Genomic DNA, 13300 nt, shown 5'->3' with positions numbered 1-13300 from the left:
CGGCTTCGCCTCCATTACAAGGTCGCCGCTGTGCTTAGCGTTATGTGAACATCTAATTCGAGAATTGTATGGAAGATATAGATCGATTAAATGCAGAATGGATTTCTTTAAATGCTTTTAGAGGGCTCTCTAAGATTGCATCTAATGGAGATATGGAGAAATCCACCTATGATAATGCGCTTGAGTTGGGTGGTGCACTTTATCCGGATCTATTAGGTGACGATGTTAGTGAGTTAAAAAGAGAGCGAGTTAGTGATACGACTAAGGAATATTGGCAAAGAGCCGCATATATGTCTATTAGAGATAGTGCAACAGTCCATGCCATCGACCTCGTAAAGACAGCTATTGAGGAAGATGAAGGTCTTTTAAAAATTGCTGAAAAAGAGAAAGGAAACAAGAGTCGAGTTGATCAGTTAAAGAGGAAGCTTGGTCAGCTTTACAAAGCTCGCGAGGAATTAGAGCCTCGAGAACACTCTGAGAACCAGCTCATATTTAGAGATGCATATAACGTTGAGCGAATAATACCTTGTTTGACAAAAGGTCAAGGATACCGAGATTTTAGGCTTCCAAATGACAAAATATTAAGGTTGAGAGTTCTCCATCCCGATAAAATTGAACATATTACTGGGGCTGATTTGATTTATGAAAGACATTCGCTAAGTGACGAAACTGTGGCAATCGTCGCAGTACAATACAAAATCTGGGAAAATCGAAAACTTTACCTTTCCGATGAAAGAATGCTCGACCAAATATCTAAGATGAATGGATTTTTGTGTGATAAAGGTGTTTGCGAGTCGAATTCAGAAGAGAATGAGTATAGGTTTCCATGCTGTTCTGCATTTCTCCGGCCAACAGATAAGCTACAAAAGCCGGATCAAGCATTCATATCTACAGGCGAGCATTTACCGATATGTAAGATCGAGCAATGCGCCAGCAAAGGTGTTAGAGGTGCAGATGTTCTTGAATACAAGAACATTAAAGATATTTCCCTTTCAAGTGAGATGTTTGAGTTTCTCTTCAACAAGGGGAAGATCGGCTCTAAGGAATTAAGCTATGCAGAGCTCGAAGAGTTATATGGTAAGTTTATAGGCGACGCCTCAATTGAAAGAGTAGTAGTCTATGCGCAAGAGTTTTAATCATATAATACTCTCGCCAATTAGGATGTTCGTAAGTTCACGCCCATTACGCAGACGCTAGCATTTAAGGAAATAAGGAGTACGCATGGATATAACCACAGTATTAAGTTCAGGTGTGGTGGCTGGTTTAATTGCGGGATTAGTCACTTTGAGAAAGTCTGAGCGGCAAATCGCAATTGAAAACATAACTAAACAAAGAAAAGTATGGCGGGATAAAGTTAGAGCTAAGTCTCTAGATATAACTAATGCTATTGAAAATAAAGCCCTTTCAAAGTTATGCGGGTTGTATACAGAGTTTTCACATTTGCTAAATCCTGAAGATACAGAAGATTTTGCGATATTGAGCTTGATATGGCGTTTTAAAATGGGGGAGTTTGAAGAGAATTTACATGTAGAATTTATAGAGCGTGTATCGATTTTGCTAAAACATGACTGGGAAAGGGCCAAGCGCGAAGCAAAGCCTTGGTTCTTTTTTAGCAAAGAGCCCGAACGAACGAAATACAATGACTTTAAACATACGCGAAAAGCTGCTAACCAGCAAAGTCAGAGGAACGCATAAATGCGCCGCTGCTGTGGGCGTTAGCTCTCGATACCAGAATAAGAGACTTATCCTCGGGAATGATGAGGTGCACCTCCTTGTTACCACGGCGGAGCAGATCGCTAATGATTGCCTGCCGGTACTGATTTATCTGTGGTCAGCCACCACTTGGTGCATCGCTGGTTTGTACTTCGAGTTAAGGTTCGGCTTCCCCCAGGTTGGCTTGATCGGTCGGGCTGCCTGGCGCTATCCAGAGGATGTGGCCGGTGACTGCGCATCGGATGGTACCGCTCTGGTCGATGGCCACAGGGGGGAGCCCGTCCACGATATAGCGGCGGCCAACAGGGCGGCCATTTGCTGAGAGCTGCGGCACGGTGGGCCGATTCGGCTTGGCCTAAACGGGTTGGACACGGCCGGCAGGGCCAGAGATGCGGGGCGAGGATGGCGCAGGCCACGGCCTGCTGTTTGCCCTTGAGCATCCCCACCCATTGGCTGATTTCCTTGGCTGGCCAGCGCTGCTGCAGGATGCAGGTCACCCGATTATCTAGGCGGCGGTACTCTTCTCGGCTGACGGTCTATTTGCTGTTTATGTTCATGCCCACTCCTCGCTGTAGTCGTCCTGTTCCTGCATCCATACCGGCACATCTAACTTCTCCAATTCTGCCCACATCTCCGACTGGTAGGGCTCGGGCAGCATCTCAATCCAGCTGCAGGTACCGGTATGGCCCTGTGCCTGGTAGACCTTGGCGCATAGATCAACAAGCATCGGCCAATCCTGGTCATCAGCCGGGATCGCGTATTCATCTGTTCCGGCCTGTTCGGCTGACTGCTGACCATCGGGCACCCAGTCCGGCTCGTTGGGCATCGCTCGGCTCGACTGCAGCTGGCCGTTCTCCAGCCAGAGGGTGAAGCCGTCCATGCTGACGCTGGCACCTGAGTGCAAACGGCTGATAGAGAAGGGTGATAAACCCCATTGCTCTGCCATTAGCTGATCCGCGAACGCCGCAGGATCCGGCTGCGTACAGTTATTGTCAGAGCTCCAAGGAGCCGGGCTGTCGCCCGACTGAACCCCAACACCCCAGCCCGACGCCCCGGCGGCCTTGGTGGCCTCATGGGTGCCTGCGGGCACTACTTCCCACCCTTGCAGGCGGGTCTTGATACCCAAGTGGGCGGTGTGCAGTCCCATTAAGCGCTTGATGTCTTCGCCGTAGCAGTTGGCCTGCTCCTCGATGAGGTGGGCCAGTTTGATTGGGTGCTCGGCGCGGGTAGAGAGGGCACCACCCATGGCCTGGATATAGCAGCGGAAGATGCCGTTATCCGCGGCATAGCGGGCCGCCTCAAAGCGCGGGTCTTGCAGCACGGGTTTGGGTGGCCCCACCAGATCGCCGTGCTTCTTGGCGTTGCTGATACGGCGCAGCTCGCGCCATACCCCGACTGGGGCACCGCCGATCTGCTGGAAGGTGCGGATCCCCCACCAACTCGCCCAAGCGCAGGCATGCTGGGCGCCTATGTCTGCTTTGGTACCGGCTTCGTCATCACCGTCAACGTGCTCGCCATCGATGTTCTTGGCGATATAGGCGGCGATGTAGCCAGTGGCATCCCCTTTAGTTGGGTCGATCTCCTTCCAGTCAAAGCGGGGGGTGATGTCGGTGAAGGGGATCCCCTGGTTGTTGCGCTCCAGCTCCTGGTGGTCATGGCTCAGGGCATAATGCTGCAGGGTGCTGATCACCCGCCACTTGTCGGCCGGGCGCATAAACAGCAGCAGGTGCCAGTGCGGTGTGCCGTCATGGTGCGGCTCGCAGACCCGAAAGCCATAGACGGGGGTATCGCTCCGCTTGAGGGCGGCCCGGGTCAGGCTCCACAGTTTGGCCAGATAGGCGCAGGTTTCACGCGGGGTGGCGCCTGCATAGCGTTTGTTCTCAATGGCCCGGCTGTTACGTTGCTGTGTCCAGGAGTGATATTTGCTCGGGGCGGTCCAAGTAAAGAAGACCCCCACATGGCCCTGTTCCTCGGCGTAGTCCTCAAAGCCGCGCATGCGGGTCATCATTTCATTGCGGCGGTTGACCGGATTGGAGGTGCTGGCCTCCCAGCAATCCTTCATCGACACGACCAGATCGTACTGGGCGTTCATCACCTCCGACTCGGCCAGCCAGCGCATCATGGCCCGCTTACGCTCGCGCACCACCTTCATGGTGGCGTTCGAGATATAGGCGGACACCCCTTTGCGCACCTTGCCGAGCAAAATGGCGATGTGTTCCTGCAGTCTGTCCCAGCAACGGTTAACCCTGCGTTCCCACCACTTGGCAGAGAGCAGGCGCACCATCACCCGGATAATCCATTCATCCTGGCTTTCTTGGTTTTTGAACTTGGGCATTCGGGGAGTGAATCCCCATTGGTCGGCCGGTTGGCGGATAGCTTCCCAGGTGAGCAGCAGATCCGGCTTTTCGCCGGCTTTGATGTCTTGCTCGATGTGGCGCCAGATCGCGGCTGTCTGGTTGGCAAACAGGTGGGCGACACGCTTGCACCCCTCTTCATCGCGCATGGTGTGCGGGTCGACCGGGATCGCCTGGATAAGGCCTCGCACCCACTTGGTTCGTTCACGCAGCCAGATATTGGCGTTGCGGCAATTGCGGCTGGTGCCATCTTTGCGGCGGCGCACGTACTGCTTGAACAAGGTCAGCGTGAGTTGTTGTGACAGGCCATCAAGCAGCTGGATAGCCCACACTAGATCGCTCTGGCCCGGGGTGCCGATAAATACGGGGCCAAGGGCACTTAGGTCGAGGTGGGGCAGGGCGTTGGCAAGGGTATCGATGCGCTGCCGCAGTGTCCGTTTGGACAGCGGCAGCTTGACGGTGTTGCGGGTCATTGGGCAGTAGTACCTAGCAGCGAGTTGAGGGCGCAGCGGTGGCCCTTGATCACCAGGGAGGAGTGAGCGCAGATGCGACGGGCCGCCGCGCACTGTCGTAGGGTCAGCGCTATGGTGGCCCTTGGCCGTGGCGAGAGTTGGCGGCACTCAATGAGCAGACGCTGGTAACCCTGCAGGCGCGCACTGGCGCCCCGCAGGTCTTCCCACCACCACCCCAAGTCCCGCTCCATCATTGATATCAGGCGGTAGTTCATTTGATGGTTTCCCCCAGGCCGTGCATGGGAGACACATCCGCCCACCAGTTCGCGATGGTGGTCGCCAGCGCGGCTTCACCACTGCCCAGCGCCAGCCAGTACAAGGCACGGATCGCGCCCAGTGCCAGCAGCTCCGCCACCTCGCCGTTCTCTGGGGCGATGAGGTATTCCCTCATCGCCGCTTGCCAGTGCTTGGTAAGTTGGCTGACCGGTGCCGGTGGCTGCATATGTGCTGGGCCTGCTTCACCGCAGCCCACGTCATCAGTAGGGGCCTCCAGTTCAAACAGGTCAGCTGTCATGCCTCGTCCCCCATCACGGAATCGTCATCCAGCAGATCTTCCTGCTTGCTGGTCACGATCAATTGCACCTGGATGTATTGGTCGCCTGAGTAGAGCTCCCCCAGGGCGATACGGTTCTCCTGTTCGCCGCTGGCCAACAGCTCGGTCAGCAGCGGCAACACGGCCAGTTCGGCCCGTTGGGCGATATGAATGGCGTCAATGCTCATGCCGGCGCCCTCTGATTCAGCGCGCGAAACAGCTGATGCCAGCGCAGGTTTTGTTGGGCTTGGGCCCGCAGGGAGTTCCCCTCCGAGCCACGGTAGAGATAAGAATGCCGGGTATGGCCCTGCAGTCGGGTTGACAGCTCATGCAGGGCCTCGATGGCCGCCTGCGGGTGGATGTGGTTGAACAGCTTTTTCATGCAACCCCCTCAACGATGCGGATAGCGCCAGACGTCAGGCGCTCCATGCGGGCGTATCCGTGTTGGCCGCGCAGCCAGGTGGTGCCGCAGTTGATGTAACCGCGGCTGGCAAGGTAGGCACTGGCGGCCCTGATAGTGGGTTCGGTGTGACGAGTGGTAACGGCGGCCATGGTCAGGCCTCCGCTATCTGGTTGGGGGCCTGCCCGGTCAGCAGCCAGTTGAGGTGCTGTTTCAAGTCTGCATGGTTGGCAATCAGCAGGAACAGGCCGCCGCCAATCTCGCGGTACCCCAGCTCGTAGTTCTTGAGCGTGGTCGGGGGGATATCCAGCAGCGCGGCAAACTTGGGGCGGCTCAGAGCCAACCGTTCCCGCAACTGGCGCAGGCGCTTGGCGGCATGATGGTTGAGCAGGTTGATTTGGGTCGGTTGTGCGGTCATGGTCAGGCTCCTTGTTGAACGGTGCAGGGGTTGATGCGGTGAAACAGAGAGGCCCAAGCCAGGGCGGTGGAGCGCTCGATAAGCGCCACGCCGTCCGGGTGTTGGCTAAGACGGGTGCCATACCGGCCTGCTAGCTTGCGTTGCTGGATGCGAAGGTTGCGCAGGGCGCAGGGGATCGCTAAAGTTGTCATGTCGACTTCCTCATACGTTGTTGATAGAGGCCCGCTTGGAGTTGCAGCTCCGTAATGCGGGCTTTTTATTGCCCGATGGGTCGCGGGCCTTGTCTGCACATCTCGATGCCAGCCGCAACGGCGCGCTTTTGGCGCAGCCTGGCGGCTCGCTCTTTCTTCTCTCTCTCGATATCCCTCATGGATCTGGTGGTTGTTACCGGGTGCCATAGCCTCGTGTCACAGGCGCAGCGAAACTCGCCCTGATAATCCAGCGCCATCACTGCCAGCCTGATGGCCTCACGCTGCTGGTGCGGCAGTGCGGACAGGGTGGCCGTCATCAGTTCGCCGCGTGGTTGACGGGCGATGGCGCAAATAGCGGCTTTCTTGGCTGAGCTGATCGCCAGCCAGTCGGTATCCAGACTTGAGCGCCTCTTTCCGAACTGCTCGCGAAGCAGGGCGAGCCCAGCTGTATTCATTTCGGCTTGCTCTAGTGGTGTCAGGCCAGCCAGATTGCGTTGTTCTGAATCAATGTGTTTTTGCATGGGGTCCCCCTTACATGGTCGAGGCTTGCATCAGGATGTCTGATGCACAGGCCAGGGCCGGTATCGCTTGAAAGCGGGCTTCTACGTCATGGATCAAGATGGCCAGTGAGCCCATGGCCGAGGTGGCCACGCTCACCAGGGTGTTGCGTTCAGATCGGGTGATCCGGCCGCGGTCGGTCAGCTCCAGGGCTCGTTGGCCAATGCTGGCGATCTTGGCGTTCAGGTCGATCGCCTGATGGGGCAGGGAAGGGGCGCGTTCTGCCTGGGGGATGGCAACTGCCGTCAAGCCACAGCCAAACAGGGCGCCATCAAACAGGGTTTCATCGCCGCCACTCGCCTGGGTGATGGCAATCAGCTCTGCTACCGTCAGTTCATGGGGCTGATCGGGGTTTAACTTGTTGCGCAGGAGCTGCGGGTTCATGCCGACGAGTTGGGCGATCTGAGCCATGTTGTGACTGGTCGCAAAGCGTTGGCAGGCGCTGATCCAATGCGGATGTTTGCTGGCGTATTCGGTAAACATGCGAGGTTCTCCTTGACCCGTTATGGTGTCTGCAGGTTCATGCGAGCGTCATGGTGACGTAGCGCTCGGCCTGATAACGAGCCTGCAGGAACAGGGCGTAAAGGTTGACCTCGCGAGGTGCGCCCGGACCGTCTTGCAAGATGGGCAACTGGCCGCGGTCGGCGCGTTTCTTGATAGCCCCAATGCTCATGCCCTGGCGTTTGGCGTACTCTTCCAGGCTTTCGCTGACGCGATGGCCAAAGGGGTAATCAAGCGGCAATTGGCTTACGTCGCTGGGGATACGGATGGGTTTGATTCGAGCAGTCATGGTGAATCCTTCTCAGGGGGTTCAAACACAAGGGGTTGATTGTTGCGGGACGCTGCGCGTGTTGGCTTTCAATTTGCCGCCGGTCAGCACCTCGATTTGGTAGGCGCGGCCTTGGGGAACAAGGTCACTCCACTGAGAAATGGCTTGAGGCTTGCAGCCCAATGCCTGTGCCAATTTGTTAGCCCCACCGAAGTGGTCAATTGCGTCTATTTTCTTCATCACACACCACCTTGTAAGGTTTACTTTCGAAAGCAAATGTAAAGCTAGGTGAAGTGTAAATGCAAGGAAAAACTTACAAAAAAGACAAGAAATCCTACGAAAGCAACTTGTAAGATTGCTTACATGAAAATAAACGAACGCATCAAGCAGATACGTAAGAGACTCGGGTATAGCCAAGAGATTCTCGGCTCACGGGTTGGTGTATCACGCGTTTCCATTAGCCAATGGGAGCGAGGAGAAAACACACCTAATGGTCGCTACCTCAATGAGTTAGCCGCTGCGTTGGGAGTAACGGTTGACTGGCTTTTGACAGGCGAGGGAGATGCCCCAAGTTCGTCAGGAGAGCCGCAGATACCTGGTTATCACAACGTTGAACCAGCAGTGATTCCGCAAGGAACGCGCGTACCGGTGCTGAGCTATGTCCAGGCAGGCCACTGGCACGAGATGTGTGAGCAGGCCACTGCTTTTGATGGCAATGTCGAGTATGTGACGGCGGGGGTCGATGTCGGCCCTTGTGGTTTCGGCCTCTGGTTGCGTGGCAAATCGATGGAACCCTTCTTCAAGGAAGGTGACCTCATCATCGTTGACCCTGACGAAGCACCCCAACCAGGGGATTTCGTCGTGGCCAAGAACGGAAGCGAAGAGGCCACCTTCAAGAAGTACCGGCCCCGCGGCATCGACGAGAGCGGACAAGAGGTGTTTGAACTGGTCCCCCTCAATGATGATTTCCCCACCATGCACTCCGACCGGCAGCACATCCAGATCATCGGCGTGATGGTAGAACATCGATCATATAGAAAAAGACAAACAGGGCGCTAATGCGCCCTGTTTTACATATCTAAGTTTATTTTTCTTCCGGCTAAAGTGTTCATTCAGTATATTTTAATAAAATTTTCACTATCGACTTATAAATCAAGTTTCGGTCTTTTATAATATTAACCCACAACATGGGATGGCCACCGGGCCATGGGAATTAATCCGAGTTTACTACCGACTATATTATCTGGTAATGGAAGTATGGTTAGATACTTGTACATATGTGGAGCAATAACCATCTCCAGATGCTTTATATTTTCTTTCATAGAATTTCTACTTTCTATCATATAATTTTTAGTGTCATTTTTCTCTACTTTCTTATCGCCATTGGGATCTCCACATGTTGACTCAACTCCCCAAGCCATATCTATACCAAGTTCAAAAATAGAAAAATCTTTGGCATACACTCTTAAAATAGCTGGAGTTGCTTTATCATTTTCTGGATTAGGAATGCATCCCCCATCTTCGCTATAAACTTGCGTAGAAGAGTCACTATAATCCTTTGCGAGACCTAACAAACGAGCAATATAAAAACCACTACCTTTAGCTTGACCATCTCCCGTTCCGCAAAAGATCTCATTGAGTCCATTTTCGCACATGTTTAAATAATTATGTCTGTTTGTTCCGTGATATCCAATGAAAACATAATTGTTATCAGATAGAGCTCGATCTGCAGCAATTAAGTTTTCAGCAGTACAGTTATCCCTGATAGCAGAGAATCCCAAATCACAAACATGACAGGCCCGTTTTGTTGCTTGAACTGGTGGCCATTTGGTTGTGCTGGGTTCACCATCCTGCTTTGTTTCTTCAGCTAGATTTATTATCGGTAATTGAATGGGGCAAGGTTCTCCATTGACCCAATATCCTTTAGGTTGTCCATTTAACATCACATTGACAGTGTCATTCTTACGAATATATGACATTATTTCAGCGGAATCTTCAGATCTGTCTCTCCAATGTCCTCTGGCCCGCATTAGTTTGATAAATTTTTGACGTTCCATAATTCCTCCGAAAGATGTATGTATGGAAACATTGTCTTTTTTCAGTAGCTTTCACCCCAAGTCCATTCGCTGTCAAATTGGTATTCCAAGCACTGATAGTGCTGTTTATCAAACTAACTACAACTAATATAGCTGCTCTGATTAGATCTAACTTGATAGTTTGTGTGCCCTCGAGTTATTACTACCGCTTCGATGATATCCATCATCTACTACTCCCTCATGTATGCATTCGCCTCACGTAAACACTACCAATGACCATTGATTACTGTATAAAATTACAGTTGTTTGGTGGAGGGGCGATGAGAGTCAACGAACGAATCTTGGGATCGGTGCTACTAAGTGGTCACCTGCGATTGGAGAAAGCCTTTCTTTATAGGAGGGGCCGATGAGCATCAAGTCCACTCCCGAGGGCTACTTGGTCGATATCCGTCCGCAGGGAAGGGAGGGCAAGCGGATCCGCAAGCGCTTCAAGACCAAATCCGAGGCCCAGCAGTTTGAGCGCTGGGTGATCGCCACCGAACACAACAAAGAGTGGGTGGAGCGCCCGGCAGATAACCGGACGCTCTCCGAGCTTATCGAACTCTGGTGGCGCTACCATGGCCAGACTCTGAAGTCGGGGGAAAATGCTATTACTCGACTGCGCAAATTAGATACGGCGTTGGGCTATCCCCAGGCTAGGCAAATAAACCGACTGTTGTTTGCAGAGTATCGGGCGCAACGCCTGCAAGCCGGTTGCCAACCCAGTACGCTCAACTGGGAGCAAGATAGGCTTAGTGGTGTCTTTTCCGTGCTGATTGCATTGGGGCACTACCACAATGAACACCCGCTCAAGGGGCTGAAAAAGGTCAAACAGGTAGACCGCGCTATGGGGTATCTCACCCATGAGGAAATTGGTAGCCTGCTGGCGGTGCTGATAGGTGACAACCTGAAGGTGGTCAAGTTGTGTTTGGCCACCGGAGCCCGCTGGAGCGAGGCGACGGGCCTGCGGCGAGATGATGTGATTGCCAGCCGGGTGACCTACATCAACACCAAGAACGGCAAGAACCGGACAGTGCCCATCTCGGCCGCCCTGGCGAAAGAGATCACCCAGGGTGTTCGGCGTGGCCCGTTATTTCAGGACGTTGATTATCTGCTGGTGCGTGACGTGATCAAGCAAGTTGCCCCTGATTTGCCAGTAGGGCAGGCGGTACATGTGCTGCGCCATACGTTCGCTTCTCACTTTATGATGGCGGGTGGAAATATCTTGGCGCTGCAAAAAATTCTTGGGCATCAGAACATTCATCAGACGATGACCTATGCCCACTTTGCACCGGATTATCTTAATGATGTGGTCCGCTTCAACCCTCTGGAAAACCATCTTCAGCCAGCTTGAACTGCCCGGGAATGGGCGGCAAAAAGTGTCCACATTTTGCCAATATTGGTGTCTTTCCTCGTCCCATAGCGTCCCCTTGCGTGGCACTTAACTATTTGATTTTATTGCAAGTTGTTGAATTTAAAGAAATAAAAATGGCAGCCGAGGCTGCCATTTTTACTGGGCATTGCGTTCAGGAGATCTTGCGATCCGGCTCGAACGGGTGGCCGGCCTTCTCCTGCTCCAGGTTGTCTTCGGAGCGGTGGCCCATCCAGTAATCGGCGTTCTTGATGCCGAGTTTTTCCGGGTGGAACACGGGATCCAGCCCCTTGGCCTGCTGGGCTTCATAATCCCGCAGGCAGGCGAAGGCGGTCTTTTGCAGCAGCAGGATGGCGATGATGTTGAGCCAGGCCATCAGGCCGACCCCGATATCACCCAGACCCCAGGCCAGATCGGCGGTCTTGACGGTGCCGTAGACGGTGGAGGCCATCAGCGTCAACTTGAGCATGAAGGTCAGCCAGGGACGGTTCACCTTGCGATTGATGTAGGCGATGTTGGTCTCGGCTATGTAGTAGTAAGCGACGATTGTGGTGAACGCGAAGAAGAACAGCGCTATGGCCACGAACATGCTGCCAAAGCCGGGCATCATGCTCTCCATGGCGGTCTGCACATAACCAGGCCCTGCGGCTATGCCGGCGATCCCCGTGTAGAGGGCGGCACCATCCGGTCCCTGCACGTTATAAAGCCCGGTAATGAGCAGCATGAAGCCGGTGGCGGAGCAGACGAACAGGGTATCGATATAGACGGAGAACGCCTGTACCAGACCCTGCTTGGCCGGGTGGCTCACAGCGGCGGCGGAGGAGGCGTGCGGTCCGGTACCTTGACCCGCTTCGTTGGAGTAAACCCCGCGCTTGACCCCCCACATGATGGCCAGACCCAAAATGGCGCCAAAGCCGGCGTCAAAGCCGAAGGCACTCTTCCAGATCAGCAGGATCACGCCCGGCAGGGCCGTGATGTTGAGGGCTATGATGACGCAGGCCACTATGATGTAGCCCAGCGCCATGAAGGGCACCACTGTGCTGGCGAAGCTGGCAATGCGCTTCACACCACCGAAGATGATGAAGCCGAGCAGCAGCGCCAGACCGGCGGCGGTGACGTTCGGATCGATATCAAAGGCGGTCTGCAGGCTGGAGCCGATGGAGTTGGCCTGCACCCCCGGCAGCAGCACGCCGCAGGCGAAGATGGTGGAGATGGCGAAGGTCCAGGCATACCACTTCATGCCGAGCCCTTTCTCTATGTAGAAGGCCGGGCCACCGCGGTATTCGCCGTTGATCTTCTCTTTGTAGACCTGACCCAGGGTGGACTCCACGAAGGCGGAGCTGGCGCCGAGGAAGGCGACCATCCACATCCAGAACAGGGCGCCCGGGCCACCGAAGGTGATGGCGGTAGCCACACCCGCGATGTTACCGGTACCCACGCGACCGGCCAGGGTCATAGCCAGCGCCTGGAAGGAGGAGACGCCAGCATCCGTGCTCTTGCCATCAAACATCAGCCGGATCATCTCCTTGATGTGACGCAGTTGCAGGAAGCGGCTGCGCAGGGAGAAGTAGAGGCCTACCCCCAGACACAGAAAGATGAGCGCTGGGCTCCAAATCACCCCATTGATGGCATTGACGATCTCATTCATGTACAACAACTCCTTTGTCGTGCTGTCTTGGCGGGGTCTGCGCCCCGCTCCCTTAAAATAGTGAGTGACCAAGGGGGCCACTCAATGGTGTGCGGAATGTTCAACTGCCAAGTCCGCGGGTTTTAACATATCCATTTGTTCATGGGCTTCCCAGTTAAATATGTTGTCGGCTTGTTAATTTGTGAATTGACATTAACAAATGGTCGATTTGACTGGACACGATACGGCGCAACCCCTTTATCATCGCCATTTTCTCCTGGATGGATTGGGGGGGCTGAGACAGAGCAAAATGGAGGCCAAAGATGAAGATGGAAAGAGACGCGTGGCAGATCCGGCCCGCCGGGCAGGCGGATGCCGATGCCATGGCGCAGCTGTTCGGGCAGCTTGGCTATCCCGCCAGCCCGGCCGAGGTGGGCGAGCGCTGGGGCAGGCAGGATCCTGCTAGCGAGGTGCTGCTTGCCTGTGATGGGGATGAGGTGGCGGGCGTGCTGGTGTGGCACCGCCTGCGGCCCTTGCATGTTGCCCCAGACTGGGGCCTGATCTCGGCGCTGGTCGTCGATGAAGGTGCAAGGGGGGCGGGTGTGGGGGCCGCCTTGCTGGCGGCGGCAGAAGCCAGCGCTTTGGCGCAGGGTTGCAGCCAGCTGGAGCTCTCCAGCAGTCTCAAGCGTGAGGGGGCCCATCGCTTCTATCTGGCGCAGGGCTATCTTGAACGCCCGAAACGGTTCGTGAAATCATTCTGATCAGCAAGAGGAGTCCAT

Annotated in this window: 18 protein-coding genes and 1 pseudogene; 5 read left to right on the top strand and 14 right to left on the bottom strand. The window is 54.5% G+C overall.

All coding sequences use genetic code 11. The annotated features are described in order from the left end of the window. The first annotated feature begins 68 nt into the window (after nt 1-68). Nucleotides 69-1136 carry a hypothetical protein gene (locus IU367_RS12090; RefSeq protein ID WP_274452004.1) on the top strand — a complete coding sequence of 356 codons (1068 nt, stop codon included), beginning with the start codon at nt 69-71 and terminating at the stop codon, nt 1134-1136. A gap of 85 nt (nt 1137-1221) precedes the next feature. After that, nucleotides 1222-1695 carry a hypothetical protein gene (locus IU367_RS12085; RefSeq protein ID WP_274452003.1) on the top strand — a complete coding sequence of 158 codons (474 nt, stop codon included), beginning with the start codon at nt 1222-1224 and terminating at the stop codon, nt 1693-1695. A 126-nt stretch (nt 1696-1821) separates the two neighbouring features. Here IU367_RS12085 and IU367_RS12080 read toward each other — a convergent pair. The 12 genes and pseudogenes from IU367_RS12080 to IU367_RS12025 form a co-directional block, all read right to left on the bottom strand. After that, a pseudogene (locus IU367_RS12080) lies at nt 1822-2210 on the bottom strand (hypothetical protein). Nucleotides 2211-2266: 56 nt separating this feature from the next. Further along, nucleotides 2267-4540 carry a replication endonuclease gene (locus tag IU367_RS12075; protein ID WP_274452002.1) on the bottom strand — a complete coding sequence of 758 codons (2274 nt, stop codon included), beginning with the start codon at nt 4538-4540 and terminating at the stop codon, nt 2267-2269. Beyond that, nucleotides 4537-4794, bottom strand: a complete 258-nt coding sequence (locus IU367_RS12070) for a hypothetical protein (RefSeq protein WP_274452001.1) — start codon at nt 4792-4794, stop codon at nt 4537-4539. The genes IU367_RS12075 and IU367_RS12070 overlap by 4 nt, the downstream gene beginning before the upstream one ends. Further along, nucleotides 4791-5093, bottom strand: coding sequence for a hypothetical protein (locus tag IU367_RS12065; RefSeq protein ID WP_274452000.1), 303 nt, complete (start codon nt 5091-5093; stop codon nt 4791-4793). The genes IU367_RS12070 and IU367_RS12065 overlap by 4 nt, the downstream gene beginning before the upstream one ends. Continuing rightward, nucleotides 5090-5299: a hypothetical protein gene (locus tag IU367_RS12060; RefSeq protein WP_042871650.1), complete on the bottom strand. Its 210-nt coding sequence runs from the start codon at nt 5297-5299 to the stop codon at nt 5090-5092. The genes IU367_RS12065 and IU367_RS12060 overlap by 4 nt, the downstream gene beginning before the upstream one ends. Next, nucleotides 5296-5493, bottom strand: coding sequence for a hypothetical protein (locus IU367_RS12055; RefSeq protein ID WP_274451999.1), 198 nt, complete (start codon nt 5491-5493; stop codon nt 5296-5298). Before IU367_RS12055 ends, IU367_RS12060 begins: the two co-directional genes overlap by 4 nt. A 172-nt stretch (nt 5494-5665) precedes the next feature. Next, complete coding sequence (locus IU367_RS12050) at nt 5666-5929, bottom strand: helix-turn-helix domain-containing protein (protein ID WP_274451998.1); 264 nt, start codon at nt 5927-5929, stop codon at nt 5666-5668. A gap of 2 nt (nt 5930-5931) precedes the next feature. Next, complete coding sequence (locus IU367_RS12045; protein WP_274451997.1) at nt 5932-6120, bottom strand: hypothetical protein; 189 nt, start codon at nt 6118-6120, stop codon at nt 5932-5934. Between the two features lie 65 nt (nt 6121-6185). Then, a complete protein-coding gene (locus IU367_RS12040) occupies nt 6186-6641 on the bottom strand; it encodes a hypothetical protein (protein ID WP_274451996.1) in 456 nt (151 codons plus the stop codon). 10 nt (nt 6642-6651) lie between these two features. Beyond that, nucleotides 6652-7161 (bottom strand): phage regulatory CII family protein, encoded by a 510-nt coding sequence (locus IU367_RS12035; protein WP_274451995.1) that lies wholly within the window; start codon nt 7159-7161, stop codon nt 6652-6654. Between the two features lie 37 nt (nt 7162-7198). Next, nucleotides 7199-7468: a DNA-binding protein gene (locus IU367_RS12030; RefSeq protein WP_274451994.1), complete on the bottom strand. Its 270-nt coding sequence runs from the start codon at nt 7466-7468 to the stop codon at nt 7199-7201. A 21-nt stretch (nt 7469-7489) separates the two neighbouring features. After that, nucleotides 7490-7687, bottom strand: coding sequence for a Cro/CI family transcriptional regulator (locus tag IU367_RS12025; RefSeq protein WP_274451993.1), 198 nt, complete (start codon nt 7685-7687; stop codon nt 7490-7492). A 123-nt stretch (nt 7688-7810) separates the two neighbouring features. On the opposite strand from IU367_RS12025, the gene IU367_RS12020 reads away from it, so the two are divergent. Beyond that, on the top strand, nt 7811-8506 hold the full coding sequence (locus IU367_RS12020; RefSeq protein WP_274451992.1) for a LexA family protein: 696 nt from the start codon (nt 7811-7813) through the stop codon (nt 8504-8506). A gap of 116 nt (nt 8507-8622) precedes the next feature. On the opposite strand, the gene IU367_RS12015 is transcribed toward IU367_RS12020, so the two are convergent. Then, nucleotides 8623-9504 (bottom strand): hypothetical protein, encoded by an 882-nt coding sequence (locus IU367_RS12015; protein ID WP_274451991.1) that lies wholly within the window; start codon nt 9502-9504, stop codon nt 8623-8625. 385 nt (nt 9505-9889) lie between these two features. Between IU367_RS12015 and IU367_RS12010 the strand changes: the two genes are divergently transcribed. Then, nucleotides 9890-10876 (top strand): phage integrase, encoded by a 987-nt coding sequence (locus IU367_RS12010; protein ID WP_274451990.1) that lies wholly within the window; start codon nt 9890-9892, stop codon nt 10874-10876. A 172-nt stretch (nt 10877-11048) separates the two neighbouring features. Here the strand turns inward: IU367_RS12010 and IU367_RS12005 are convergent, their stop codons facing one another. Then, a complete protein-coding gene (locus IU367_RS12005) occupies nt 11049-12542 on the bottom strand; it encodes an alanine/glycine:cation symporter family protein (RefSeq protein ID WP_274451989.1) in 1494 nt (497 codons plus the stop codon). Nucleotides 12543-12844: 302 nt separating this feature from the next. On the opposite strand from IU367_RS12005, the gene IU367_RS12000 reads away from it, so the two are divergent. After that, nucleotides 12845-13282 (top strand): GNAT family N-acetyltransferase, encoded by a 438-nt coding sequence (locus IU367_RS12000; protein WP_274451988.1) that lies wholly within the window; start codon nt 12845-12847, stop codon nt 13280-13282. Nucleotides 13283-13300 lie beyond the last annotated feature (18 nt).

This window comes from Aeromonas bestiarum (assembly GCF_028751155.1).
Lineage (GTDB): Bacteria > Pseudomonadota > Gammaproteobacteria > Enterobacterales > Aeromonadaceae > Aeromonas > Aeromonas bestiarum.
Note: the sequence above shows the minus strand (reverse complement) of the source record. Positions and strands in the feature narration are given on the sequence as shown.